Here is a 25,568-nt window from a genome sequence, read left to right as displayed (position 1 = left end):
TCGACGAGATCACCAGCTCGACGCGCCGGTCCCGCCGCCGCCGCTGCCGCCGCCCGAACTGGAGAAGCCCGACGAGCCACCCGACCCGCCCGATCCGCCGGAGCTCGAGGACGCGGACTGCACGCTGCTGTTCAGCCCGTCGACGAGCCCACTCACCCCGTACAGGCCGCCGGCGAAGGAGGCGTCCACAGGCGGGATGGTGCCCTGCTCGGCCATGGTGCGGCAGGCCTGGGCCCACCGCTCGGCGAGGCCCAGCAGCACGGCCCAGGGCAGGAAGCGACGGAACACGTCCTGCGACTCCTCGTAGCGCAGCTGGTGCTGCTCCGCGGTCCGGATGTACTGCTCCAGGCCGACGAGCTGGTCATGCAGCACCGTGCCGTCGGCGGAGAGCGCGGGCCGGTGGGAGACCCAGACGAGCACGAACGCGACGAGCGAGCCGGCGGTGACCAAGGTGCTGAACAGGAAGTTGTGCGCGAGGTAGTGCGGCGCCGGGAGCACCGGCGACGAGGGATCGGTGAGGAGGTAGAAGGCCCAGACGAGCACCGGTATCCCCAGCCCGAACAGCGCCATGAGGCCGCGTCGAAGGCCCTGTCCCTCGCCGCCGGGGAGGAAGAGGCCCGAGTGCTCCAGCCACTCCTTCTGCTCGTCCGTCACGCGCTTCTTCATCTTCAGCAGGCGGCTGTTGTCCAGCGCCGTCTCCTCGCGGGGCACCGCCGAGAAGAAGTTGCGCTCGAAGCCCTTGGCCGCGCGGTTGGGATCGACCTGACCGGCCCGCGCGGGGAGGCCCAAGGTGATCGCGCCCTTCGCGGCCAGCGAGATGAGGAGCGCGGAGAGGTGCGCGGGCTTGTACTTGCGGTCGTGCAGCAGCCCGCCGACCACGACGTCGGTGCCCTCCGGCTCCTCGAAGCGCACGGGGATGTTGACCTTGGCCGGCGAGGGACCGACCTCGGCGGGGTTGCCCCGTACGCCGGGCGGGACGCCGAGGTAGCGCTGGTCGCGGACCAGCCGGCGCCGACCGAGGAGGAAGCCGACCGCGCCCAGCCCGAGCAGGCCGGCGCCGCCGCCGACCCCCGTCGCCATGGCGCGCTGCCAGGCACGGTGGTCGAGGCTCGGCTCGATGGTCTGCGTCCCGCTCGTCACCGCGTCGGCCGGGAACTCCAGGCGCATCCAGGCCAGCTGTGACACCGACTCCGCCTCGTCCAGCGAGACCGAGGTGCCGTCGACGGTCACAGCGTCGGCGAGGGCCGCGTACCGGTCGAAGCCGTCGGCGTCGGTCCGGCCTACCTCGGTGGCCGAGACCGGGCCGGGGGCGTTCCACGAGTACGTCTGGCCCTCGATCCCGTAGGTGTGGTCGACGGCCAGGGGCCAGGCGAAGCGCGCGGTGTCGCCGTCGATGCTGACGGCACCCTCGAACCGGTAGGTGAGCCGCACGGTGGCCTCGCGCTCGGTGCTGGGCAGCTCCATGAGTACCCGGGAGTCCTGGGTGCTCATCTGGGCGGTGTAGCGCGAGGGCTCCTCGACGCGGGTCTCCAGCGGCTTTCCGGCCGCGTCCACCGCGGTCACCTCGGTCACGGTGTAGACGACGTCCTCGGTGCGGCTCAACGGGCGGCGTACCGGAAGGGTGGCGTCCAACCGGTGCGGCCGGCCGGGGTCGGTCGGGAGGAGGTAGGCGAGATCCACCGTGGCCGTGGCGCTGCCGTCGGCGTGGATCTCGTAGTGGGCGTCGTGCCCGACGAGCGACGGGAACTCCACCCGCCGCTCCTCCAGGATCGGCTCCGAGTTGCTGACGGAACCGGACGGGAACGAGGCGACCGCGGTGATCGTCGACCCGTCGGCGTTCCGCCCGGACAACCGGGCCTCGCCGCCCTCCACACGGGCCTCGCACTCGCGGGAGCCGACGAGGCATCGAGCACGCTCGACGGGTGCCGGACCCGCGACGGTGACGTCGAACTCCTCGATCGGCGGGTAGCCGAGGCCCGTGACATCGAGGTGCAGCTCGGGCACGCCGTCGTAGGTGCGCATCGCCCCGGCGATCGTGTACGTGATGACGTAGGTGTGGCGCCGCTCGTCGAGCGTCCGGTCGGGATCACCGACGCGGAGCCGCAGCGAGCCGTCGCTGCCGCCGCCGCGCTCGATGGCCTGGAAGGTGGCCGGCGCGCCGGTGGGGGATTCGACGGCGACGTCGCCCACCTCGTAGACGGCGTCGAGCGAGGGGTCGTTCTCCCAGCGCTCGCGCGTGACGATGTCGAACTGGATACCGCGTCGCCCCTTCTCGCCGAAGTCCCAGTCCAGCTCGTAGCGGACGTCGATGATTCCGTCGGCACGTACGTCGTAGCGCACGGAGAGCCGCTTGACGGCTTCCTCGGCGGCGTGGGCGAAGGGGGCGGGGACGGCCGCGAGCAGCGCGAGGCAGAGTGCGGCCAGGAGACGCAGGAGGGTGGGCACGGCCCCACCATAGGGGGCGGACGGTCCGACGCCTACCAGCCCTGGACCGCGATCTCCGAGATCTCGGAGCGGAAGCCGCCCTCGACGGGTGGCAGCTCGGTGAGGTAGACGAGGACGTAGCGCGTCTCCAGCTCCGAGTCGGGCGCTATCTGCACGTCGCCGGTGGCCGAGCGGTTCGCCGCCACGACGTCCCAGTCGTCGATGGTCGCGGTCGACGGCTCGGCGCCCTGCGGCGCGCGCAGCTCGACGTTGGTGGCCCCGTCGCCGACGAAGCGGACGTCGACGCTGGACACGGTGCGGACTTCGCCGAGGTCGACGATGATGCCGACGCCGGGCTTGAGGCCGCCCAGGTCCGGGCGGTTGAGGTAGCGCATCGTCTGCCAGGTGGTCCCGGTGTCGCCGTCGATGACCCGGCCGACGTTGTCGGGGTACTCCTCGTTGTTCCCGCCGTCGGCCTCGGGGTCGAAGTCGGTCACGTCGGCGATCTCGATGGGTGCCGGGTCGCCCTCCGGCGTGGGGCTCTCCGGCGCGGGCTGGCTGCTGCCCGGCGTGCCCGGGGTCGACGGGGCGGCCTCGTCCTGCTCGTCCATGCCGTTGTTCACCCCGGCGGCGACCAGCGAGACGATCAGGGAGATGAGGGCCAGGATCACGAGCACCCAGAGCACGAAGCGGGGCTTCCGCGGAGCCTGGCCGGGCAGCCGCACCTCCGCCCTGGTGACCGGGGGTTCAGGCGGCGGCGGGGGCGCGGCCGCCACGGTGGGCGGCGTGGCCGTCGTGCGGCCGGAGAGCGCCATCTTCGCCTCCAGGGTGGCGCTGGCGTCGTCGTCGGGGAGAGCGTTGGCGAGGTCGGCCATGGTGGCGATCCGGCCGGCGAACGCGGCCTGCCAGACCCCGGCGAGCGGGTAGCCGTCGGCCGGGTCCAGACTCTCGTCCCACTCCGCCGTCTGCGTGGCCCGCAGGATCGCGGCGAGCGCCACCACGTCGTCCGACTCGCGACGGCTCCACGGCCGCTCGGAGTGGCCGCCCTGCAGGGCGGACTCGACGCCGAACCCGACGATCCGCACGCCACCGCCCGGAGTGATGAGCACGTGGTCGGGGTCGAGGCGCTCGTGGAACAGCCCCTGGTCGTGCATCGGGCTGAGCGCCTCGGCGATCTCGCGCCCGATGAAGGCGCCGTCCGCCGGGCTCAGCGGACCACCGCGGAGGAGTTCCCGCAGCGTCTTGCCGGGCGAGTACTCGCTGATGGCGTAGACGCCGATCGAGCCGCCGTCGTCGAGCTGGTCGACGTCGAGGATGCGCAGGAAGCGGGAGTCGGTGGCTGCGGCGCCGCGACGTGCGGCGCCGAGCAGCGACTCGGAGTCCGCGTCCCCGGCCGCCATGACGTGCGCGACGACGTCGCGCGAGAGCACCTGGTCGTGGGCGAGCCACGTCTCCGAGTTACGGCGGCGGACGAGCCGCCGCATCAGCTGGTACCGCACGCCGAGCACCATGCCGGGCTCACCGATGGGGGCGGCCCCGGGCAGCACGACGGTGTCGCTGCGGTCGTCGACGTGGCCGCGCGTCGGCACCTCGTAGCCGTATTCCGCGGCGTCGGCGTCGAAGTCGGAGCGGTGCAGGTCGGACTCCTCGTCCAGCGAGTGCTCGCTGGGCTCCTCGAAGATCGATTCCATGAACGAGGGCTCCTCCGGGGGGAGCGGGTCCTCGCGGTAGAGGCCGTCGTGGGCGAACTCGCCGGGCAGCGCGGGGCGGGGGCGGATCGTCGTCGGCGGGTCGTCGTCGAAGTCCGGGCGTTCCAGGCCGGAGTCCTCGTCGGCCACCCTCGGCGTCACGGCGGTCTGGTCGGCGGCGAGCTCCGCGGAGGCGGAGCCACTGCCGCTCCTGCTGTCGGCGGAGGGCAGCGAGGGCTCCTCGGAGGACGCGTCCGCGCCGGTCGCGCCCCGGCGCCTGCGCAGGAGCTGCGACAGGCTGCGCATCTCGCGCACCTGGAGCAGCTTGCCGATCCCGAGGGTGAAGCCGAGGATGAGGGCGCCCCCCACCGCCAGCGCCAGCAGCTGGCCCCAGAACGAGCCGGGCGCGCGCCCGTCGATGAAGCGCCAGAAGAACCAGGCCGCGATCGCGCCCGGCGTCGCGCCCAGCGCGAGCCGCACGATGTGCATGCCGATCTCGGTGCCGCGGAGGTCGGGCAGGCGGCGTCGCAAGAACTGCCAGGAGCCGAACACGCCCACGAGGTACGCGAGCGAGTAGCTTGCCGCGAGCGCCGTGGCGACGAGCGTCGGGTCGTCCACCCACCACACCAGCAGCAGCGCGCTGCCGGCGTTGATCGTCGCGATCCCGATCTGCAGCAGGAACGGGGTGCGGGTGTCCTCCATGGCGTAGAACGTCCGCAGGCAGACGAACTGCACCGTGAACGGGATGAGACCGACGGCGAACGCCATCAGCGCCCAGCCCACCCAGTCGGCGTCGCTGGAGCCCTGGCCGTGGCCGAACAGGGCGTTGACGATGGGAGCCGACAGGGCCAGGAACACGGCGGCGGCGGGGACGATGAAGATCAGCGCCAGCCGGATGGTCTTCGTCATCTCCTGCGCCACCCCGCGCATGTCGTGCGAGGCGGCGAGGCGGGAGGCGTTCGGCAGCATCGCGGTGGCGAGCGAGGTCGTGACGAGGGAGTGGGGGAGGATCCAGAGCAGGTGGGCGTTCGAGTAGACGTTCACGCCGGCGCCCTCGCCGCCCGCGGTGGCGGTCGTCGCGAGCCGGTTCACCACCACGAGCGCCAGCTGGTTGACGGCCACGAAGCCCAGCGTCCACTTCGTCAGCGAGAAGGTGTGGCCGAGGCCGGTGCCCTTCAGGTCGAAGCGCGGCCGGAACCGGAAGCCCACCTTGCGCAGGAACGGGATCAGCACCAGCGTCTGGCTCACGATGCCGATCGTGGAGCCGATGCCGAGCAGCAGGATCTGCCCCGTGGTGAACGCGGCCGACTTGTCGCCCTGGTTGCCCCAGACGAGGAAGTAGGTGCCGAGCACGAGGATGGAGATCACGTTGTTCGCGATCGGCGCCCACATCATCGGCCCGAACCGGTCCCGGGCGTTCAGCACCTGGGCCAGCAGGAAGAACGCGCCGTAGAAGAAGATCTGCGGGAGGGTGAGGTAGGTGAGCGCCACCATCGACGCGTACTGCTCGCTCAGCGCGGGCTCGCGCCAGGCCCCGTCGGAGTAGATCGACGTGACCAGCGGCGCCGCGGCCGTCGCGACGATCGCCACGACGCCGACGACCAGCATGAAGGCCGTCATGATGCGGTTCGTGTAGGCCTCGCCGCCGTCGTCGTCGTTCTTGATCGCCCGCACGATCTGGGGCACGAGGACCGTGTTGAGGGCGCCGCCCGCGAACAGGATGTACAGGGCGTTGGGCACCATCGTCGCGATGCCGAGGATGTCGGCCTGCCGTGTGCCGTTGCCGAGGATGAAGGCGATGAGGACCACACGGAGCATCCCGAGGATGCGGGAGATCATCGTGCCCGACGCCATGAGGGCGCCCGCCGACAACAGCTTCCTGGTGCTACTGACCTGACTCACTTGCCTCCTTGGCCTGTTCGCGCCGCACCGCCCTGATCCGCCAGACGGTGCCGCCGAGTACCACCGCGCCCGAGACGATGATGAGGATCCAGCCGACACGTCCGAACTCCGTCGCGGTGATCTCGACTGCCAGCGTAGGCCCCAACCGCTGTCCTTCGGGGGATTGGAGCTGGGCGTGCACGGTGGTCACGCCGTTGGCGGCCGCCTGCGGTTCGAGCAGGAGCGTCATGGATTCGCCCGACCCGACCTCGATGACGTCCGTGTCCGGCACGCGGATCCGCTGGGGGTTCTCGGACCGGAGCGCGATCCGGAGGTGGACGGGCAGCGTCGTCTGGTTCGTGATGGTGGCCGGGAACTGGTTGGTGCGCGACCCCATCACGAACGACGGGGAGACCGTGAGCGAGATCTGGGACGGGTCGAACGCGGCGACCCTCGAGGACGTCAGGTAGCCGACGGCGGTCTCCTGGTCCGGGAGGTTGCTGCTGTAGGCGGCGAGGGTGAGTGCCCGCGTGTCGGCGTCGGGGCCCGGCTCGGTCCCGGGCTCGGTGGTGAGGTCCAGGCGCAGCGGCGTCCGGTTCTGCATCACGGTGACCTGCCCGTCGAGGACGGGCCATGGATCGCTCGCCAGGGGCAGGCCGACAGGGGCGCTGGGCGCGGGTGCGTCGGCGAGGAGCGTTGGTCGCCCGTCGCCCAGGAGGTGGAAGAACCTCGTGGGGCCTTCGCCGGCGGCGAAGGTGACGACATGGTCGAACCCCTGCGGGACGGCGGCCACGTCGCGGACGATCGCGACGCTCGGCACGTCCTCCAACCCCGGCACGACGACCTCGTCCGCCCACACCGGGACCTGGGCGCGCAGCGACTCGGGCATGCGCGCGAGGTTGGGGTTGCCGTGCGGCAGGCGCCACAGCTTGCCCTCCATGCGGAGCCGGTCGATCGCCTCGACGAACGCGATCGCCGCCTCGTCGCCGGCGCCGTCGTCGGCCAACTGGAGGGCGGCCCGGTAGATGGCGGGGTCGATGACCGTCACGGTGGACGCCGGAGCGGAAGCCGCGAGCTGTTCCGTGAGCCGCCCGGCGATGTCCGCCGTCAACTCGTCGCTGACCGCGTTCGAGCCCGGAACCTGCCCGGGGGCCGCGGTCAGGAGGTTCACGTCGACGAGTTCGAAGGGGAGCGCCCCGTGCGGGACCAGCGCCCGGGCCCTCGCGACGGTGACGCGCTGGGAGGTGCCCTCGGGAACGGCGCGGACGTGCACCCCGACGATGCTGGCGAGTTCGCTCGCCTCCGCGGCGATGGCCGAGACGGGGGCGCCGATGGTGAAGGTCGCGGTCGCGCCCGGTGCGAGCGGCTCCTGCTCCGTCAGGATGGTCCCGGGCTCGTGGCGGGTGCCGACGGGCGCCTCGTCGATTGCGGAGATGGCGGCGTCGATCTCCTCGAACGAGCTGAGCCGGCCGGTGTAGTGCCACAGTTCCGCGCTGGCCCACGCGAGGGGGAGGCCGGTGGTGTTGGTGAACGTGCCGCTGATCGTGACGATGTCCTCGGCGTCGGCGGGATCGATGCGGGCGGGGGTCACCGTCGTGATCTGCACGCGTCCCTGGGGTCCCTCGTCCGCGCGGGCGGGGCCGCCGAGTCCGAGCAGGGCCAGGGTCAGCGCCACCGCGAGGCAGAGCGATACCTGGGTGCGAGTCACCGTCCCATGGTAGTCGGGCGGGGAGAACGGCCGGGGAAGGCGCGTGCCGGCGGCCCCGGCCGCGGTCAGGGGTGCCCGGCCGCGAGCAGTTCGCGGATGGGGCCGACCAGCGACTCCGGCAGCCTCGTCGTCTCGCCGATCACCGCGCCGCGGACCGGGGTCTCCCGCAGCGCCTCGACGGCCCGGAACGGGTCGGGCTCCTCGGCGAGGATCCGCGCCACCGTGGTCTTGTGGGCGCCGGCGGTCCTGGCCCGGGTCAGGATCTCCGTGATGCGGCGCGTCGCCTCGTTGCCGCCCGCGCGGGGTGGCGCGTCGGCGTGCCACCGCAGCTCCTCGCCCACCGCCGCCGAGCCGACCCCGACGGTGACCGACCCGCTCGCGTCGCGGTCGCCGACGGCGTCCACCCGGCCGCCGATGAACCGGACCCGCCAGGTCCTCACTCCCGGCAGCACCGACGGGTCGCCCTCGGCGGCCGCCACCGTCAGGGTGCCCGTCGCGTCCTCCCACCGGATCCGCGTGGTGGCGGTGCGGGGGTACAGCCCGCCGTCGTCCTCGACGAGGGTGTACTCGCCGTCGGCCCCGAGCACGATCCAGAGCTCGAACTCCTCGGGGAGGTCGGTGGCGCGCGTACCGGCGACCGCGTGCGGGACGATGGATCCCTCCTTGGCGAGGACCGGGACCGAGGTGAGGTCGCGGTGCATCGTGACCATCCTGTTGCCGTCGTAGCGCACACCGGTCAGCAGGTCCGCCCAGGTGCCCTCCGGGAGCCACACCTGCACCGAGCCAGTCCCGGTCTCGGGGTCCGCCGGGGCCGTGATGGGGGCGACGAGCAGGGCGCTTCCCAGCCAGTACTGGTTGTCCACGTCGTAGGCGTGCTCCGACTCCGGGTGGGAGTGGTACATGGGGCGGACGATCGGCGTACCCGTGCTCCACTCCGTGTAGAGGTAGGGCACCAACGCGTGCCGCCAGCGGAGGAAGGCGCCCATCACTGCGGCCACCGACGGGCTGTAGGACCAGGGCTCCTTCGCCATGAAGGGGTCGTTGGAGGAGTGCAGCCGGTTGATGGGGGAGAGGACCCCGAACTGGAGCCAGCGGAGGGCGAGTTCCTCGTCGCGCTCGCCGAAGAGGTGGCCGCCGATGTCGTGGCTCCACACCCCGTAGCCGATGTTGGCGGCGGTGGCGGTGAACCAGGGCTGGAACGCCAGCGACGCCCACGACGCGATGGTGTCGCCGGAGAAGCCGACGGGGAACCGGTGGGAACCGGGCCCGCAGTACCGCGACAGGATCAGCGGCCGCTTGCCCCGCTCCGCCATGTCGCGGACGTGCAGGTGGTTGAGCAACCACAGGGGGTCGATGCCGATGCGGCTCGTCGTGCCCTGCTGCCAGTCGAGCCACCAGAAGTCGACGCCCATGTCCTCGAGGGGGTGGTGGACCCCCTCGAAGTAGGCGCGGACGAAGTCGGGGTCGGTGAGGTCGAAGTCGACGGGGAGCCCCTCGGCGGGGTCGCGGCCCATGAGCGCGCACACGCGCTCGTAGGGCTCCTCGAAGGCGCGGATCCCGTCGGCGGGGTGGACGTTCAGCGTGACCGCCATCCCGCGCCGGTGGAGGGCCTCGAGGAAGGCCTCCGGGTCCGGGAAGAGGTCGCGGTTCCAGGTGTAGCCGGTCCAGCCGGTGCCGTGGCGGGGGTCGACGTCGGTGACGTGCCAGTCCATGTCGATCACGGCGACGCTGAAGGGCAGGTCCGACTCCTGGAAACGGTCCATCAGCTGCAGGTAGTCGTCGGCGCTGTAGCGGTGGAACCGGCTCCACCAGTTGCCGAGCGCGTACCGCGGGACCAGCGGGGTGGACCCGGTGAGGCGGAGCAGGTCCGCCACCGCGCCGGCATGGTCGAGGCCGTGCACGAAGACGTAGACGTCCACGCGGCCGGGGTGCGGGGCGCGGAAGCCGCCGTCGCCGACGACGAAGGAGCGCGAGTCGTCCAGCACCGCGATGCCGAGGAGGCTCGCCACGCCGTCGTCGACCTCGGTGGCGCCGTCGACGGTGTCGAGCGTCCGGCTCGTGCCGCCCAGGTTCGTCCGGTAGGCCGACAGCCGGTGGAACGGGTTCTCGATTGGCATTCCGTGGCGCCACACCCCGTGGTAGCTGCCCCGCGACTTCACGGTGAGCCCGGTGGCGCTGGGCGTGCCGCCGTCGTAGTCGAGCTGGAAGGCGTCGGTGATCACCTGGACCCCTTCGCCGCGACGGGTGACGCGCACGTCGGTGGGGGCCAAGGGACGCTGCACCACGACCTGAGTGGGCTCGTCGACACGCGTCGACCCGGGGTCCCACTCGAAGCGGACGAGCTTCGGCCCCAGGACGGTTATCCGCCAGAGATCGCCCTCGATGACCTGTTCGTCGCCCTGCTGCGGCACCGACATGAAACCTCCCGTGTGAGTCCGCGCACCAGCGTAGCGGGGACCGCGCGCGAGTCGGATCAGCTGGCGGCCCGGATCATGGCGTCGAGGAACTTCACCACCGCGGCCTGTTCCTCGTCGGTCAGGGTCTCGACCGCCGCCAACTGCCGGGCCTTGTAGGCGTAGAGCGCGGCGTGCACCTGGGTCTGCGTGGTGTCGGTGAGCTCGATCGCGACGGAGCGCCGGTCGTCGGGGTGCGGGACACGGCGCAGGTACCCGGCGACGGAGAGCCGGTCCACCATCGCGCTGGCCGAGGCGGTGGAGATGCCGAGATGATGGGCCAGGTCCTTCTGCCTCAACGACCGCCCCGAAGCCTGGGCTTCGAGGAGGTGGCGGAGGGCCAGGAGGTCGCGGTCGCCCAGCAGCATCGCGCTGCGGGTGTGCTTGCGGATCTCCTGGTCCGCGTCGCGGTACTGCCGCAACATCGCCAGGATGCGCACGGCCGTGGTGTCCTGTCGCCCGGGGTACCAGTAGGCGACGCCGGGGCGCTCCGAACCTCCGGCCTCGATGCCGGCCGGCCCGTCGGCGCCGATTCCCGGGTCCATGTCCATCTGGTCCTCCGGACGTTGTTCTGCGTCGGTGTTCAGCTTCATCGGTACTTCCAGGGTCTTGCTCGTTTGTTAGTCATGCTAACAGATACGAGCTTGATCAGTTTGACCCCCACCGTCGTTAGTGTGAGTCCCAGAACAGTTCGACCAACTGATTGTTCAGTGTCTGGAGCGCCCGGCCGACCGGCCGGGCGTAGGGCACCGGAAGGGAGACCCTCATGACGACCAATCCGGGATCGATGAATCCTTCGCACGACGAGAGCCGCCGGGAGGCGGCCCGCCAGGAGGCGGAGCACGTCCGCCACCAGGCCTCCGGAGCCGCCAAGGACGTCGCCCACACCGCGAAGAGTGAAGCGGGCAACGTCAAGGACGAGGCCAAGTACCAGGTGCGTTCCCTCGCCGACTCGGCGAAGTACGAGGCCCTCTCGCAGGCTTCGACGCAGCAGCGCCGCCTGGCGGAGCAGTCCCGTCACGTCTCCGACGACCTGCAGCGCCTCGCGCGCGGCGAGCAGCCGGAGACCGGACTGGTCCAGCAGGCGCTCTCGGCCATCTCCGATCGTGCCGAGCGCCTCACCCGCGACCTCGAGAACAAGGAACCCGAGGACCTGATCGACGACGTGCGGCGCTTCGCCGCCCGACGCCCCGGCACCTTCCTGGCCATCGCCGCCGGGATCGGCGTGGTCGCGGGCCGGCTGACCCGCGGCATGAAGGACAGCCACGACGACCAGTCCAGCCAGTGGGCGAGCACGGGCTACGAGCGCCGTGGCCAGTACACCCAGCCGTCGCGTTCCCCCGAACCCTATGGCTCGCGCCAGCCCTACGGATCCGACTACGGCACCGCCATCCCCGAGTCCTCGGGCACCGGCGTGCCGCCGACCGGCACCGGCGTGCCCCCCACCACGGGGACGGGCATCCCGCCGACGTCCGGGGCCGGGTTGACGTCGGGCGCCGGCAGCACGGGCAGCCAGGGCTACGACGACCTCACGCGCGGCACCTCGTCGCCACGCCCCACGGATCCCCGCCCGGGTGCGGTGCACCCCGGTGAGGCGAGGGGCATCGTCGATCCCGGAGAACGCCCATGACCAACCCTCAGCACTATCCGTCGGGCACCGGCCCCGTGACCGGCGAGCCGGTCCGGGAGCGGCCGGTCCCGCCGGTGGACGTGACCGCCACCGGTGAGACCGAGGCGGAGCACCGCGCCAAGGAGCAGTCGATCGGCGAGCTCTTCTCGAGCTTCACCGAGCACCTCTCGGCCCTGTTCCGCAAGGAGGTCCAGCTCGCGAAGGCGGAGGCCACCACGTCGGTCAAGCAGGCGGGGGCGGGCGCCGGGATGTTCGTCGGCGCCGCGGTGGCCGGGCTGCTGCTGCTGATCTTCGTGTCCATGTCGCTCATGTGGGCGCTGGGCGAAGTGATGCACCTCGGGCTCGCCGCGCTGATCGTCGCGGTGATCTGGGGCGTGATCGCCGCAGTCCTCGCCGTCGTCGGCAAGAACCGCATGCAAGAGATCAAGGGTCTGGAGCAGACCCAGGAGACGCTTCAGGAGATCCCTCCGACCCTGAACCCGAAGAAGGAGACCCCATGACCAACGATCCGGACGAGATCCGCGCAGACATCGAGTACACCCGGGCTGAGCTCGGGCGGGACGTCGACGCGCTGGCCGAGAAGGTCAGCCCGAGCAAGGCCGTCGGTCGCCAGACCGACCGCATCCGAGACCGACTGGGCAACATGAAGGAGTCCATCATGGGAAGTCCCGACCACGACCCCTACACCGGGCAGCAGTACAGCTCCGGCGGCACCGTGCACGACGCCCGTGAGCGCGTAGGCGAGGTGGCGCACCAGGCCGGCCAGGCGGTGCAGGAGGCGCCGGCCGCCGTCCGCCGGGGGACCCGGGGCAACCCGCTGGCCGCCGGCCTGATCGCCCTGGGCGCCGGTTGGCTCATCGCCTCGCTGATCCCGGCGAGCCGCGCCGAGCAGCAGGCCGCCGAGGCGGTCAAGGAGCGGGCGAAGCCCGTGGTGGAGGGCGCCAAGTCGGTCGCCCAGGAGATGGGCGAACACCTCAAGCCCGAGGCGCAGGGCGCCGTCGACTCCGTCAAGGAGACGGCGCGCGAGGGCGTCGAGCACGTCAAGGGCGAGGGCCAGGACAAGGCGCACGAGCTGAAGGAGGAGTCCCGCCAGTCCGCCGAGCGCGTGCGCGGCAACGACTCGCCCGGCGGCACCACCACCGGCGGCACCACCACCTACTGACGAACAGGCCGCCCGTCAGGCAGACACCCGGAGCCCCCGAGGCCCCGGGTGTCTCTTGATTCCGAACCAGGAAGGGGAGATCCCATGCCCGATCCCGACCACATCGACGAGACCCTGGCGGCCGCGGACGCGCCGCCACCCGACAGCGAACGCAAGCCCGAGTCGCCGCCCAAGCTGAACAAGGAGAGCTGGCGGTACGGGTTGAAGAGGGCGGGCAAGGAGTTCATGGCCGACGGCGGGCTGGACCTCGCCGCGATGCTCACCTACTACACCGTCCTCTCGCTGGCGCCCGCCCTGCTCGCGATCTTCTCGATCGTGTCGCTGGTGCTGGCCAACAACGCAGGAACGGTCACGGGGCTCGTCGAACGCTGGGTGGAGCGCTCGGTCCCGGAGGACTACCAGGGCCTCGTCGTCGACATGGTGGGCACCGTCACCGACTCGACAGAGGGCGGCGTGCTGGCGCTGGTCATCGGTGTTGCCACGGCACTGTGGTCCTCGTCGGCGTACGTGAAGGCGTTCTCCCGGTCGGCCAACACCATCTACGCCCGCGAGGAGGGGCGCGGCCTCGTGAAGCAGACCGGGACCATGCTGCTCACCACCCTGGTGCTGCTGGTCGGCGTCGTGCTCATCCTGGTCGCGCTCGCGCTCGACGAGTCGCTGGTGGGCGGCCTGCTCGGCCCGATCGCCGGGCCCCTGGGGCTCACGGACACACTGAACTTCATGCTCGGGGTGTTCCTGCCCATCTGGGCCTGGGTGAAGTGGCCCGTGATCCTGGGCCTGATGGTGGTGATGATCGCCGTCCTCTACTACCTGACGCCGAACGTGAAGCAGCCGAAGTTCACCTGGATCAGCGTCGGCTCCGTGGTGGCGATCATCGGCATCGCGGTGGCCGCGGTCGCGCTGTACTTCTACTTCGCACTCTTCGCCGGCTACAGCTCCTACGGCGCGATCGGCACCGTGATGGCATTGCTGTTCGCGCTCTGGATCTTCAACATCGTGCTCCTGCTCGGCATGGAGATCGACGCCGAGATGGAGCGGGCGAGGGAACTGCAGGCGGGCATGGAGGCGGAGTCCAACATCCAGCTGCCGCCGCGGGAGACCAAGCGGGTCGAGAAGATGCGCCGAACGCGCGAGTCGCTGGAGAAGGAGGGCCGCGAACTCCGATCGGCGCAGGAGCGTTGACCCGATTCGCCCGAAATGCCGCCATCGGCTGGTTACGGTGGGATACCCGACGATCAAGGAGATGTGGACGATGAGCCGACTGAATGGCAAGAAGGTGGCGTTCGTGCTCACCGACGGATACGAGGACAGCGAGCTGACCAGCCCCTGGGAGGCGCTCAGCGCCGAGGGCGCGGAGGTCACGCTCATCGCGCCCAAGGGCGGCGAGATCGAGGGCAAGAAGGGGTTCCAGGCCCCGGTCGACATCACGACGTCGGAGGCGAACGCCAACGACTACGACGCGCTGGTCCTGCCCGGCGGCGTCGTCAACGCCGACCACCTCCGCATGGACGAGGCTGCGGTGGGCTTCGTTCGCAGCTTCTTCGAGAACGGCAAACCGGTGGGCGTGATCTGCCATGGCGCCTGGATCCTCGCCGAGGCCGACGTGTTGAAGGGCCGGACGATCACGTCGTACCCGAGCCTCCGGACGGACCTGGTCAACGCGGGCGCCGATTGGGTCGACCAGGAGGTCGTGGTGGACGAGGGGCTGGTGTCGAGCCGCAAGCCCGACGACCTGCCCGCCTTCAACAAGAAGCTCGTCGAGGAGATCGCCGAAGGCATGCACAAGGGCCAACGGGCCTGAGCGTGGGCCGCAGGAGAGGGGCCGGGCCATTCGGGTCCGGCCCCTCTCCTGCTTCACTGCTGGGGGTACCCGACGGTGCGATCGAGGAAGTCGACGACGTCGGCGGTCACCTCGTCGCGGTTTATCTCGTTGAGCACCTCGTGGCGGGCCTCCGGATAGAGCTTCACGATCACGTCGCGCAGCCCCGCCTCGCGGTAGCGCGCCGCGGTGCGCTCCACACCTTCCCCGAGGTCGCCGCCGACCGGGTCGCGGTCGCCCGAGAGCAGGAGGATCGGCAGGTCCTCGCGGATGCCCTCCAGCGCCGCGGGCTCTGCCGCGTGGAGCAGGGACTTGAGGTCGGCCGGCAGCGGTGCGGACCAGCCGCTCGCCTCGTCGGCGACGTACTTGTCCACCTCCGCCTCGTCGCGGCTGAGCCACTCGAACCCCGTCCGGTGCTCGAAGGACGCGTTGAAGGCGGACAGGTCGGCCGGCCCCTCCGCGGTGAGCAGCGGGACGAGGTCCACGACGTCGCCGGTGCCGATGAGCACGACGGAGGCCACCTCCGCGGAGTGCTCGAGCAGGTACTGCTGCGCGCCGAACGACCCCATGCTGTGGCCGATGAGCGCGACGTCGAGCTGAGGGTTGTCGGCGCGGATCCGGGCGTTGAGCAGCGCGTAGTCGTCCACCCAGCCGGCCCACCCGTCCGGGCCCCAGTTGCCGTAGTCGCCGGCGGCGGACCTGCCGGAGGCCCGCTGGTCGGGCGCGTAGACGAGGTAGCCGGCGGCCGTCAGGGCCTCGGCCAGTCGACGGTATCGGCCCGCGTGCTCGGCGAGGCCGTGGTGGACCTGGACGGCGGCCTTGGGCTGGTCGTCGGGGGCCCAGCGGTAGACGTGGAGGTTGATCCCGTCGTTGGTCCGGAGCGTGATGGTCTGTTCATCCATGCCCCGACGCTACTGCGGACGCGAGCCGCTCGCGCGGGAATCGACCGGCGGCTACTGGCGCGCGGCCCACCAGTCGAGCAGCAACTCGCGGGCGGTCTCGTCGTCGACGGGCCCGTGCTCCAGCCGGTGCTCGAGCAGGAACTTGTAGGCCTCGCCCACCTCGCGCCCGGGCGCGATCCCGAGGATCTCCATGATCTGCGTACCGTCGAGATGGGGCCGGATGGCGGCGAGCTCCTCCTGGCCCGCGAGCTCGTCGATCCGCCACTCGAGCTCCTCGTACGCGCGGCGGAGCCTGGTGGCCTTGCCGACGTTGCGAGTCGTGCAGTCGGCGCGCGTCAGGATGTGGAGGCGCTCCAGCTCGTCGCCGGCGTCGCGGACGTAGCGGCGGACCGCCGAGTCGGACCAGGCGCCGTCGGCGTAGCCGTGGAACCGGAGGTGGAGCTCGATGAGCCGCGCGACGGACTTGATCACCGCCGACGGGTAGTTGAGCGCCCTGAGCCGCTTGGTCACCATCTTGGCGCCGACGACGTCGTGGTGGTGGAACGTGACCTTGCTGCCCTCGAACTTCCGCGTCGGCGGCTTGCCGACGTCGTGGAGCAGGGCGGCGAGCCGGTTGACGATGTCGGGCTCGTGGCCGCGTGCCTTCTCCAGCGCGATCGCCTGGTCGAGGACCGTCAACGAGTGCTCGTAGACGTCCTTGTGGCGGTGGTGCTCGTCGCGCTCGAGGCGCAGGGCGGGCACCTCGGGCAGGAAGTGGTCCATCAGGCCGGTCTCGACCAGCAGGTTCAGGCCCTCGCGCGGCTCGTCGGTGAGCAGCAGCCCGTTGAGCTCGGCCTGGATCCGCTCCACGGAGACGATCTCGATGCGCTCTGCCATGTCGGTCATCGCGCGCACCACCTCGGGCGCCACCATGAAGCCCAGCCGCGACGCGAACCGCGCCGCCCGGAGCATGCGCAGCGGGTCGTCGGAGAACGACACCTCGGGAGTGGAGGGGGTGCGGATCGTGCCGTCGGCCAGGTCCTGGAGGCCGCCGTACGGGTCGACGAACTTGCGGGTCCGCACGTCGATGGCCATGGCGTTGACGGTGAAGTCGCGGCGGATCAGGTCGCCCTCGATGGAGTCGCCGAACGCCACCTCCGGCTTGCGGGTCTCGCCGTCGTACGCGTCGGCGCGGAAGGTGGTCACCTCGATCTTCCACTCGACGTCCTCGGCCCGCTTCAGCGCACCGATGGTGCCGAAGGCCTTGCCGATGTCCCAGGTGGTGGGCGTGAAACGCTTGAGGAGCTCGTGCGTGTCGTCGGGGCGGGCCGACGTGGTGAAGTCGAGGTCGTGGCCCAGCCGGCCGAGGAGTGCGTCGCGGACCGAGCCGCCGACGAGGTAGAGCTCGTGGCCCGCGGCGCGGAAGAGGTCACCGAGCTCGTCGATCACCGGCGCGATGCGCAGGAGGTGTTCCATAGCGTTGGTCTGGGCTCGGGTCAAACTTGGCACGCCGACCAATCTTACCCGACCTCTGGATTTGGCCCCACGTCCGTGATTTGATGAACCCGTGCGTGTGAAATCGGGGGTCGCCGCAGCCACAGCAGCAGCGCTGGTGCTCGGAACGGCCTCGATCCTCACCTCGCGGGAACCACAGCCGGTCGTGGCGCTGCCGTTGCCCGTCGTCCAGCAGACGATGGACCCCACCTTCAGCACCGCAGAACCCACGGTTCCCCAAGCGATGGCCGAAATGGGGGTTGAGGCGTCGCCGACGCCGGCAGGGCTGCCGTCGGCGGAGCGGAGCGTGCACGTCGGACCCCTGATCGAGGAGTTCACCTACCGCGAGGACCGGTTCCTGCCCCGCCCGCCGCCCGGGACACCGAAGCAGAAGCTGGAGTTCGTCGGCGACGCCGGCGGCGACCTCCTGTCGGTACCCGTGCAGGGCCGGAAGACGTCGCGGTTCGGCATGCGCAAGCACCCCGTCCTCGGCTACTACAAGCTGCACACCGGACTGGACTTCGCCGCGCCCTGCGGCACGCCGGTGGGCGCCGCCGCACCCGGACGCGTGACGTTCGTCGGCTGGGCCGGCGGCAACGGCAACATGGTCTCCGTCGACCACGGACGCCTGGGCGGCTACCGCGTCGTCACCAACTATGCGCACCTGTCGTCGGCGGCCGTGACGGTGGGCCAGGAGGTGGGTCGGCGGCAGGCCATCGGTCGCGTCGGCAACACCGGCTACTCCACCGGCTGCCACCTGCACCTCGAGGTTCGCGCCAACGGCCAGTTCACCGATCCCGAGGACTGGCTGCGCGGGCGTGCGGTGCTCGTCGACACCGCCGGGATGATCGACCTCGGTTTCTCGCCCCGGCCGGCGCTGTCGCCCAGCGCCTCGGCCTCGCCGAGCCCGTCCCCGTCGCCCTCGCCGAGCCGGTCGCCGAGCCCTTCGCCTTCGCCGTCACCCAGCCCTTCGCCGAGCCCTTCACCTTCGCCGAGCCCGTCGCCGTCGCCGAGCCCTTCTCCGTCTCCCGATGCCTCGGGGTCGCCGTCCTCGAGTCCCAGCGGGTCGCCCGACGCGTCGCCCTCGGCCCCGCCCGCGGAGGGCTCACCGTCGGAGCCGCCGCCGTCACAGTCGGAGGAGCCGAGCCCGTCGCCGTCGGAGGAACCGAATCCGCCGCCGTCCGAGGAACCGAGCCCTTCCCCGTCGGAGGAGCCCAGCACGTCGGCGCCGGAAGCCTCGGAAAACTCAGAGCCCAGCCCGAGCCCCGAGCCGCCGCCTCCGCCCTCGGAGGAGCCCAGCACGGCCAGCGCGTCGCCGAGCCCCGAGCCGCCGGCCAGCCCGAGCGGTTAGCATCGGGGGCGATGGAAGATCTCACCACCGGCCTGCTGAAGGCCTCCACCGTCGTCCTCATCGCGTTCGTCCTGCGCGTGGTGCTCGCGTTCGCGATCCGGCGGGTCACCGCGTTCCTGCTCGCCAAGCCGCCGGAGGGCCTGCAGAAGTTCAGCGACCGCGCGTCGGCCCTGCTCGGCACCGACACCCAGAACCTGCGGCACCAGCAGCGCGTCAAGACCCTCGGGTCACTGCTGCGCAGCGTCGCCGACGTGGTGCTCGTCGTCGTGACCCTGCTCACCGTGCTGGCGATCTTCGACATCCCGATGGCGCCGCTGCTGGCCTCGGCCGGCATCGGCGGCGTGGCGATCGGCTTCGGGGCGCAGTCGCTCGTCAAGGACTACCTGTCGGGCATCTTCATGCTGGTGGAGGACCAGTTCGGGGTCGGCGACCTGGTCAAGATCGACGCCATCACCGGCACCGTGGAGGAGGTCACGCTCCGCGTCACGAAGGTGCGCGACGCGTCGGGCACCCTCTGGTACATCCGCAACGGCGAGGTGCTGAACCTCGGCAACGTGTCGCAGGGCACCACCTCGGTCATCGTCGACATCGTCATCGCGGCCGACGAGGACCCGGACCGCGCGATCGCGGTGCTGCGGGAGGCCGTCGCCGGGCTGAACGAGGAGGAGCAGTTCTCCGGCTCGGTGCTCGAACCGCCGAACGTGCTCGGCGTGGGCAGCCTCGACGGGGCCAGGATGACGCTGCAGATCTCACTCAAGACGGCCCCGAACCAGCAGTGGGCGCCCATGCGGGCCATCCGGCAGCGGGCGCAGCAGGCCCTCGCCGACGCCGGAATCCGCGGACCCAAGCTGCCCTGGGGCTCGCAGACCTGACGCCGGTTACGCGCGGCCGGTGGTCACCAGCGCCGAGACCGTCGCCTTGAGCAGGCGGTCGTCGTCGCCCTCCAGCAACTGGTGCAGGTAGATCGCCTCGGCGACGCTGATCAGGTCGCCCAGGGCGAGGCTGAAGTGGGCGCCGAGCGACTCCGCCAACTCCGTGAGGATCGCCTCCATCTTCGGCTTGGTCTCCGACTCGAAGTCCTTGAGTCGCTGCTGCAGCTCCGGCACCCGGGTGGCGCGCAACCGGATCTCGAGCATCGTGAGGCGCGCGTTCATCGTCGGGTTCAGCGACTCGAAGAAGCCCGGGAGCGCGACGTTCAACGCCCAGTCCAGGTCGCCTTCCGGCTCCGCCGAGAAGGCCACCGCCAACTGCTGCAGGATCTGCTCGCGGTTGTACTCCAGGACGGCGATGCAGAGGTCGTCCTTGGTCTGGAAATTCGAGTAGAAGGCGCCGCGCGTGAAGCCGGCGCGCTCGCACAACTGCTCGACGCTCGTCGCGTCGATGCCCCGCTCCCCGAACTCCTCGATCGCAGCCTCGATGAGGCGCGTCTTGGTCGCCTCGCGACTGGGGGTGGTTTCGCTCATCTTCTCCTGCTCCGTCCGGACGGCTCACAGTTTAGGGATCGCGGCGCGCGCGAGTATCCTTGCGTTTGGATTCACTTCTGTATTCAAATCCGAGGAAGTTCATGTCGGCAAAACTCTATGCCCTCGGTCGTTGGTGCTTTCGCAATGGGGGCAGGGTCCTGCTGATCTGGCTCCTTGCCCTAGCCGTCCTCGGTGGGGCCGGGTTCGCCCTGCAGGGCCGCTTCAACGACACGTTCGAGATCCCGGGATCGTCGTCGCAGGAGGCGCTGAAGCGCCTCAACATGACGTTCCCGCAGGGCTCCGCGCTCACGGCGACCGCCATCGTCGTCGCACCCGATGGTCAGGACATCAACCAGCTGCGCGACGAGGTCGAGGCGCTGCTGCCCGAGTTCGAGCAAGCCGGCATCGTCGACGAGGTCCGCTCGCCCTGGTTCGAGTTCGTCGAGGGCCAGGTCTCCGACGATGGCCGCGCGGCGTTGGTGAGCCTCACCCTGAACGTCTCCGAGACCCCCAACCCCGAACAGCTCGCCGAGATCGTCGAGGCGGGCGAGCGCGTGCAGGAGGCGCTGCCGCCCGGCTCCGAGGTGGTGATGGGCGGACAGGCGTTCGAGATCGAGTTGCCCGAGCTGTCGATCACCGAGGCGTTCGGCGTGATCCTGTCCTTCGTGGTGCTGCTGATCATGCTCGGTTCGGTGCTGGCGGCGATCATCCCGATCGTCACCGCGCTGCTCGGCGTTGCGTTCGCCATGGCGCTGATGCTCGGCGCCACGGGCGTCATGGAGATCAACTCCGTCACCCCGATGCTGGCCGTGATGCTAGGGCTCGCCGTGGGCATCGACTACGCGCTGTTCATCTTCTCGCGGCACCGCGATCAGCTGCGGATGGGCATGGCTGCGGAGGAGTCCATGGCCCGGGCGATCGGGACCGCCGGCTCCGCCGTCGTCTTCGCGGGCATCACGAACGCGATCGCGCTGTCCGGACTGGCCATCGCCGGCATCCCCTTCCTCACAGTGATGGGCGTCTTCGCCGCGATAGCAGTGGCCTTCGCCGTGGTGATCGCGCTCACCCTTCTACCGGCCCTCGGCGGCTTCCTGGGTGAGCGCATGCGGCCGAAGAAGGTGCGCGACGCAATGGCCGCCGGCGAGGCGCCCCGCGTCCGCAAGGCGATGCCGCGCAACCCGTTCTCCTGGTGGGTCGGGGTCACCTCGTCGCACCCGATCGCCACCATCATCGCGGTGGTGGCGGTGCTCGGCGTCGCGACGGCGCCTGCGGCCAACCTCGTGCTGTCGCTGCCGAACGCCGGCCAGAGCCCCGCCGAGCGCTCGTCGCGGATCGCCTACGACCTGCAGGCCGAGCACTTCGGCCCCGGCTACAACGCGCCCCTCGTCATCACCGCCGGCATCATCGGCTCCACCGATCCCCTGGGGCTGGTCGACGAGCTGCGCACAGAGGTCGAGGCGGTCGAGGGCGTCGATCGCGTGGTCATGGCGGTTCCCAACCAGCACGCCGACACCGCGCTCATCCAGCTCATCCCCACCACCGCTTCCGACGACCCCGCCACCGTGGGCACCGTCGAGCGGCTCCGTGAGGTGACGGACTCGTGGGAGGAGTCGCGCGGCATCGAGGCCGACGTGACCGGCTTCACCGCCGTACAGCTCGACGTGACCAGCCGGCTGGGCGCCGCGGTGTGGCCCTTCGGGTTCCTCGTCGTCGGGCTGACCCTGGTGCTGCTCGCGGCGGTGTTCCGCTCGGTGTGGGTGCCGATCAAGACCGCTGTGGGGTTCCTCCTGAGCGTGGGCGCGTCCTTCGGGCTCACCCAGCTCGTGTTCAATGAGGGCTGGTTCAAGGAGCTCATCAACCTCGAGAAGCCGGAGGCCATCATCAGCTTCCTGCCGATCCTCCTGATCGGCATCCTGTTCGGCCTGGCAATGGACTACGAGATCTTCATCGTCTCCCGCATCCGCGAGGAGTACGTGCACGGCAAGTCGGCGATGGACTCCATCAGGCACGGGTTCGTCGCCTCCGGCCCGGTGGTCACCGCCGCCGCGCTCGTCATGTTCGCGGTGTTCGCCTTCTTCGTCCCAGCGGGAATGATGGCGATCAAGCAGATCGCCTTCGCGCTCGCCGTCGGCGTGGCGATCGACGCCTTCCTCGTCCGCATGACGCTGGTCCCCGCGGTGCTGGCGCTCCTGGGCGACCGTGCCTGGTGGATGCCGAAGTGGCTCGATCGCGCCCTGCCCGAGTTCGACATGGAGGGCGAGGTGCTCACCAAGCAGTTGGCACTGCGCAACTGGCCGGGCACGGACGCGGTCCTCCACGCGGAGGAGGTCGCCGTCGAGGGCGTGCTCGCCCCGGTGTCGCTGCAGGCCAGGCGCGGGCAGGTCGTGGGGCTCGTCGGCCCGCTCGGCGCCCGCACCGGGGCCGCGCTCGCGCTGAGCGGACGGCTCGCCATCGAGTCGGGCCGCGCCCGCGTGGCCGGCGCACTGCTGCCCGAGTCGGCCGGTGCGGTCCGCCGTCGCGTCGACTACGTCGACCTGGCCGGCACCGGCGACGTCGTCGCCGCGCTCGGCCGCCTCGCCCCGCGCCCCGGCTCCGTGGTCTTCATCGACCACGTCGACGTCGTGGGCACCCCCGCCGAGGTCCGGGCGCTGCAAGGCGTCGCGGAACTCGCGCGGACCAATCAGGACTTCGCCCTCGTCTGCTGCGCAGGCAGCGAGGGCGTGCTCACCGCGGTGACGCCGGACGACGTCGTGGCCGTGGGCGCACCGGCCCAGGAGGAGGTACTCGTATGAGACCCGAGGGAACCCGCAAGTTCGGACGCAAGGTGTCGTGGCCCGTGCTGGCCGCGCTGTTCCTCGTGCCGCTGTTGATCGTCGGCGCCCTGCTGGGGCTGGTCGACCGCGCCGACGAGGACAAGGTGACCGCCGCCATCGTGAACCTCGACGAGGGCACGGAGATCGAGGGCCAGTTCGTGCCCATGGGCCGGCAGCTCGCCGCCGAGATGATGGACCGCGACGGCGAGAACATCACCTGGATCCTCGCCGACGAGCCGAGTGCCGACGAGGGGCTCCTCACCGGCGAGTACTCCGCCGTCGTGACGATCCCCGCCAACTTCTCCCGCGCCGCGATGTCGTTCTCCGCGAACGATGCCGACGTCGCCGAGAAGGCGAGGATCGACGTCGAGATCTCCCGCAACGCGCCCGCCTCCGACGGCGTGCTCGCGCAGGACATCGCCCGGATCGCGACCGGCTCCCTCAACGACATGCTGACGTCGCAGTACCTCGAGAACATCTACCTCGGCTTCAACCAGGTCGGGGACCAGTTCGGGCAGCTCGTCGACGGCGTCGACCAGCTCCGCGACGGCGCCGACCAGCTCGCCGACGGCACCTCCCAGGCAGCCGACGGGTCGGCCGAACTGGCCGACGGCATGGGACAGCTCGCCGACGGCGGCGACCAGCTGGCCGCGGGCGGTGACCAGCTCGCCGACGGCTCGTACGAGCTCCAGGACGGCGCTGTGCAGCTCGCGGACGGCGCGGGTCAGCTCGACGCCGGCGTCCAGCAGATGGCCGGGCAGATGCCCGCCCTCACAGCTGGGGTGCAGCAGCTCGTCGACGGGGCGGAACAGCTGCTCCCGGGGGTCGCCGCCTACACCGAGGGAACCGCGCAGGTCGTCGGCGGGGTGGGGCAGCTCTACGACGGGCTCGACCGGGTCGTCGTCGGCATGGACTCGGCGCAGCCGGACTTCTCTGAACTCGACCAGCTCGTCGACGGGTCCGCGCAGCTCGCGGTGGGCGCCGACCAGGTGGCAGACGGCCTCGACCAGGTCGTCGCGCAGGTGGAGCCGCTCGACGGACTCGTCACCGACGAGATGGTGGCGGCCGCGCAGCAACTCGGCGCCCAGGCCGACCAACTCGGCGGCTTCGTCCGCGACACCGACGCGGCGCTGCGGGGCTACGCGTCGGGCGCCGTACCACCGCCTGCGGAGCTCACCGTGCTCGCGGACCAGCTCAAGGCGGGCTTCGAGTGCACGGTGGACGACCCGGCGCTGTGCGACGAACTGCGGACGGTCTACGAGCAGGGCATCGACCAGGCGCTGGGCACCGGTTTCCAGCAGGGGGCCGGCGCCGCCTCGGAGTTCCTGCACTCCACCGAACCCGAGACCGGCATGACCTACCTCGAACTGGCGCAGTACGCGGGCGACGAGCTGTCGACCGCCATGGGCCCGGTCGTGGAGGGGCTCCAGGGGGCGCAGCAGCTCGTTCCGGGCCTGCGGCAGCTCCGCGACGGCAGCCGCGCCGTCGCGGACGGCAACCAGCAGCTCGCGGACGGCATCGAGGTCCTCGCCACCGAGTTGCCGCGCCAGCTGACCTCCGAGCTCGGCACGCTGCGCGACGGGATCGCCCAGCTCCGCGACGGGGCCGGGCGGATCGTCGACGGCGCCCAGCCGCTGGTGGACAACGGGCCCGCGCTGGCCGACGGATCGACGCAGCTGCTCGGGGGCATCCGGCAGCTCGGCTCCCAGTTGGGGGCGCTGCCCGCGGGCGTGAGCCAGCTCGCCGACGGCACCCGTCAGCTCAGCGATGGCGCGCGCCAGTTGAGCGACGGCGTCGGCCTCTTCTCCGACGGCGTGGTGAGTTACGTCGACGGCGTCTGGCAGTACACCTCGGGCGTGGGCCAGGCCGCCGTCGGCGCCGGTGAGCTGAGCGACGGGCTCGCGCAGCTCGACGACGGCACCGGCCAACTGGCCGATGGCATCGGCACCCTCTCCGACGAGCTGGCCGCCGGCGCGGACCAGCTGCCGTACTACTCCGACAGCGACCGCGCGACGCTCGCCGACACGGTGTCCAGCCCGGTCGACCAGGCGGACGAGCCGATGGCCAAGGGCGACGTGCCACTCGCCGCGGTGATCCTCGTCGCCGGCGTGTGGCTCGCGGCGCTCGCCGCGTTCGTCGTGGCGCGCCCGGTGCCGACCGATGTCGTCTCCTCGAGGGCGAGCAGCCTCGCGCTCTGGACGCGCACCGTCGGGCTCCCGACGGGGATCGTCACCGCGGTGGGGCTGGTCGTCGGGCTGATCGGCGGCGTGCTGCTCGACCTGACGCTCGGCCGGACCGTCGGGTTGATGGCGATCCTGGCGCTGCTCGGCGTCGTGTTCTCCGTGACGCAGCACGCGCTCGCCGGGTGGCTGGGGCACATCGGCCGCGGCATCTCGCTGGTGCTGCTGGCGGTCACCGTCGCGCTCGGATTCAGCTCGGCGGTGCCCGGCTGGCTGGACTGGATCGCTGCGGTGTCGCCCGTGCACTCCGGGATGCTGTTGACGCGTTCGTGGCTGGCGGGTGCCGAGGTGGTGCTGGCGGTGTTCGCGCTGGTGTTCGTCGGGATCCTGTTCGCCGCGCTGTCGTGGATGGCGATCGGGACGCGACGCCAGCTCGCGCCGTCGAAGTTCCGCCGCGCCAGCTGATCGAGCTGCTACCGCCCGTTCGGTTGGTCGAGCTGCCTCCACTCGCCCGTTGATCGAGCCAGTGAGCGAAGCGAACGACGGTCGAGATCACGGTTCCGCAACATTTCCTGAGAGACCCTTCACAATGCCGTCGCGATCAGCAAGTGTGGAGACACA

General features: G+C 71.1%; 17 protein-coding genes. 9 read left to right on the top strand and 8 right to left on the bottom strand.

Going from position 1 to position 25,568, the window contains the following annotated elements; translation table 11 throughout:
- Positions 1–9: 9 nt before the first annotated feature.
- The 5 genes from BLR46_RS00905 to BLR46_RS00885 all read right to left on the bottom strand — a co-directional run bounded on the left by BLR46_RS00905 (position 10) and on the right by BLR46_RS00885 (position 10,747).
- Positions 10–2,445, bottom strand: a complete 2,436-nt coding sequence (locus BLR46_RS00905) for a DUF2207 domain-containing protein (protein WP_093248045.1) — start codon at positions 2,443–2,445, stop codon at positions 10–12.
- 32 nt (positions 2,446–2,477) lie between these two features.
- Entirely contained in the window at positions 2,478–6,014 is a 3,537-nt protein-coding gene (gene murJ, locus BLR46_RS00900; RefSeq protein WP_143008157.1) for a murein biosynthesis integral membrane protein MurJ, read from the bottom strand.
- Positions 5,998–7,701: a DUF6049 family protein gene (locus tag BLR46_RS00895; RefSeq protein WP_143008156.1), complete on the bottom strand. Its 1,704-nt coding sequence runs from the start codon at positions 7,699–7,701 to the stop codon at positions 5,998–6,000. The genes murJ and BLR46_RS00895 overlap by 17 nt, the downstream gene beginning before the upstream one ends.
- 65 nt (positions 7,702–7,766) lie before the next feature.
- Positions 7,767–10,118, bottom strand: coding sequence for a glycoside hydrolase family 31 protein (locus tag BLR46_RS00890; protein ID WP_093248039.1), 2,352 nt, complete (start codon positions 10,116–10,118; stop codon positions 7,767–7,769).
- A 56-nt stretch (positions 10,119–10,174) separates the two neighbouring features.
- Positions 10,175–10,747, bottom strand: coding sequence for a MarR family winged helix-turn-helix transcriptional regulator (locus tag BLR46_RS00885; RefSeq protein WP_093248037.1), 573 nt, complete (start codon positions 10,745–10,747; stop codon positions 10,175–10,177).
- 173 nt (positions 10,748–10,920) lie between these two features.
- Between BLR46_RS00885 and BLR46_RS00880 the strand changes: the two genes are divergently transcribed.
- The 5 genes from BLR46_RS00880 to BLR46_RS00860 all read left to right on the top strand — a co-directional run bounded on the left by BLR46_RS00880 (position 10,921) and on the right by BLR46_RS00860 (position 14,747).
- The gene (locus BLR46_RS00880; protein ID WP_093248035.1) at positions 10,921–11,784 is read left to right on the top strand and encodes an ATP synthase subunit B family protein; all 864 of its coding nucleotides are present in this window, start codon (positions 10,921–10,923) and stop codon (positions 11,782–11,784) included.
- Positions 11,781–12,284, top strand: coding sequence for a phage holin family protein (locus BLR46_RS00875; RefSeq protein ID WP_093248033.1), 504 nt, complete (start codon positions 11,781–11,783; stop codon positions 12,282–12,284). The genes BLR46_RS00880 and BLR46_RS00875 overlap by 4 nt, the downstream gene beginning before the upstream one ends.
- The gene (locus tag BLR46_RS00870) at positions 12,281–12,946 is read left to right on the top strand and encodes a DUF3618 domain-containing protein (protein WP_093248031.1); all 666 of its coding nucleotides are present in this window, start codon (positions 12,281–12,283) and stop codon (positions 12,944–12,946) included. The genes BLR46_RS00875 and BLR46_RS00870 overlap by 4 nt, the downstream gene beginning before the upstream one ends.
- 84 nt (positions 12,947–13,030) lie before the next feature.
- Positions 13,031–14,128, top strand: coding sequence for a YhjD/YihY/BrkB family envelope integrity protein (locus BLR46_RS00865; protein ID WP_093248029.1), 1,098 nt, complete (start codon positions 13,031–13,033; stop codon positions 14,126–14,128).
- A gap of 70 nt (positions 14,129–14,198) precedes the next feature.
- Entirely contained in the window at positions 14,199–14,747 is a 549-nt protein-coding gene (locus BLR46_RS00860) for a type 1 glutamine amidotransferase domain-containing protein (RefSeq protein WP_093248027.1), read from the top strand.
- 53 nt (positions 14,748–14,800) lie between these two features.
- On the opposite strand, the gene BLR46_RS00855 is transcribed toward BLR46_RS00860, so the two are convergent.
- Both BLR46_RS00855 and BLR46_RS00850 read right to left on the bottom strand, forming a co-directional pair.
- Positions 14,801–15,667, bottom strand: coding sequence for an alpha/beta hydrolase (locus BLR46_RS00855; RefSeq protein WP_093248025.1), 867 nt, complete (start codon positions 15,665–15,667; stop codon positions 14,801–14,803).
- A 51-nt stretch (positions 15,668–15,718) separates the two neighbouring features.
- Positions 15,719–17,122: a CCA tRNA nucleotidyltransferase gene (locus tag BLR46_RS00850; protein WP_093248023.1), complete on the bottom strand. Its 1,404-nt coding sequence runs from the start codon at positions 17,120–17,122 to the stop codon at positions 15,719–15,721.
- Positions 17,123–17,213: 91 nt separating this feature from the next.
- Between BLR46_RS00850 and BLR46_RS00845 the strand changes: the two genes are divergently transcribed.
- Both BLR46_RS00845 and BLR46_RS00840 read left to right on the top strand, forming a co-directional pair.
- Positions 17,214–18,491: a M23 family metallopeptidase gene (locus BLR46_RS00845; RefSeq protein ID WP_143008155.1), complete on the top strand. Its 1,278-nt coding sequence runs from the start codon at positions 17,214–17,216 to the stop codon at positions 18,489–18,491.
- 11 nt (positions 18,492–18,502) lie between these two features.
- The gene (locus BLR46_RS00840; RefSeq protein WP_093248019.1) at positions 18,503–19,363 is read left to right on the top strand and encodes a mechanosensitive ion channel family protein; all 861 of its coding nucleotides are present in this window, start codon (positions 18,503–18,505) and stop codon (positions 19,361–19,363) included.
- A gap of 6 nt (positions 19,364–19,369) precedes the next feature.
- Here the strand turns inward: BLR46_RS00840 and BLR46_RS00835 are convergent, their stop codons facing one another.
- A complete protein-coding gene (locus BLR46_RS00835) occupies positions 19,370–19,954 on the bottom strand; it encodes a TetR/AcrR family transcriptional regulator (RefSeq protein ID WP_093248017.1) in 585 nt (194 codons plus the stop codon).
- A 101-nt stretch (positions 19,955–20,055) separates the two neighbouring features.
- Between BLR46_RS00835 and BLR46_RS00830 the strand changes: the two genes are divergently transcribed.
- Positions 20,056–22,746: an MMPL family transporter gene (locus tag BLR46_RS00830; RefSeq protein WP_093248015.1), complete on the top strand. Its 2,691-nt coding sequence runs from the start codon at positions 20,056–20,058 to the stop codon at positions 22,744–22,746.
- Positions 22,743–25,412 (top strand): YhgE/Pip domain-containing protein, encoded by a 2,670-nt coding sequence (locus tag BLR46_RS00825; RefSeq protein WP_093248013.1) that lies wholly within the window; start codon positions 22,743–22,745, stop codon positions 25,410–25,412. The genes BLR46_RS00830 and BLR46_RS00825 overlap by 4 nt, the downstream gene beginning before the upstream one ends.
- Positions 25,413–25,568: the final 156 nt, after the last annotated feature.

The organism is Tessaracoccus oleiagri (genome assembly GCF_900103275.1).
Taxonomy (GTDB): domain Bacteria; phylum Actinomycetota; class Actinomycetes; order Propionibacteriales; family Propionibacteriaceae; genus Arachnia; species Arachnia oleiagri.
This window is presented reverse-complemented; position numbering and strand designations above follow the sequence as displayed.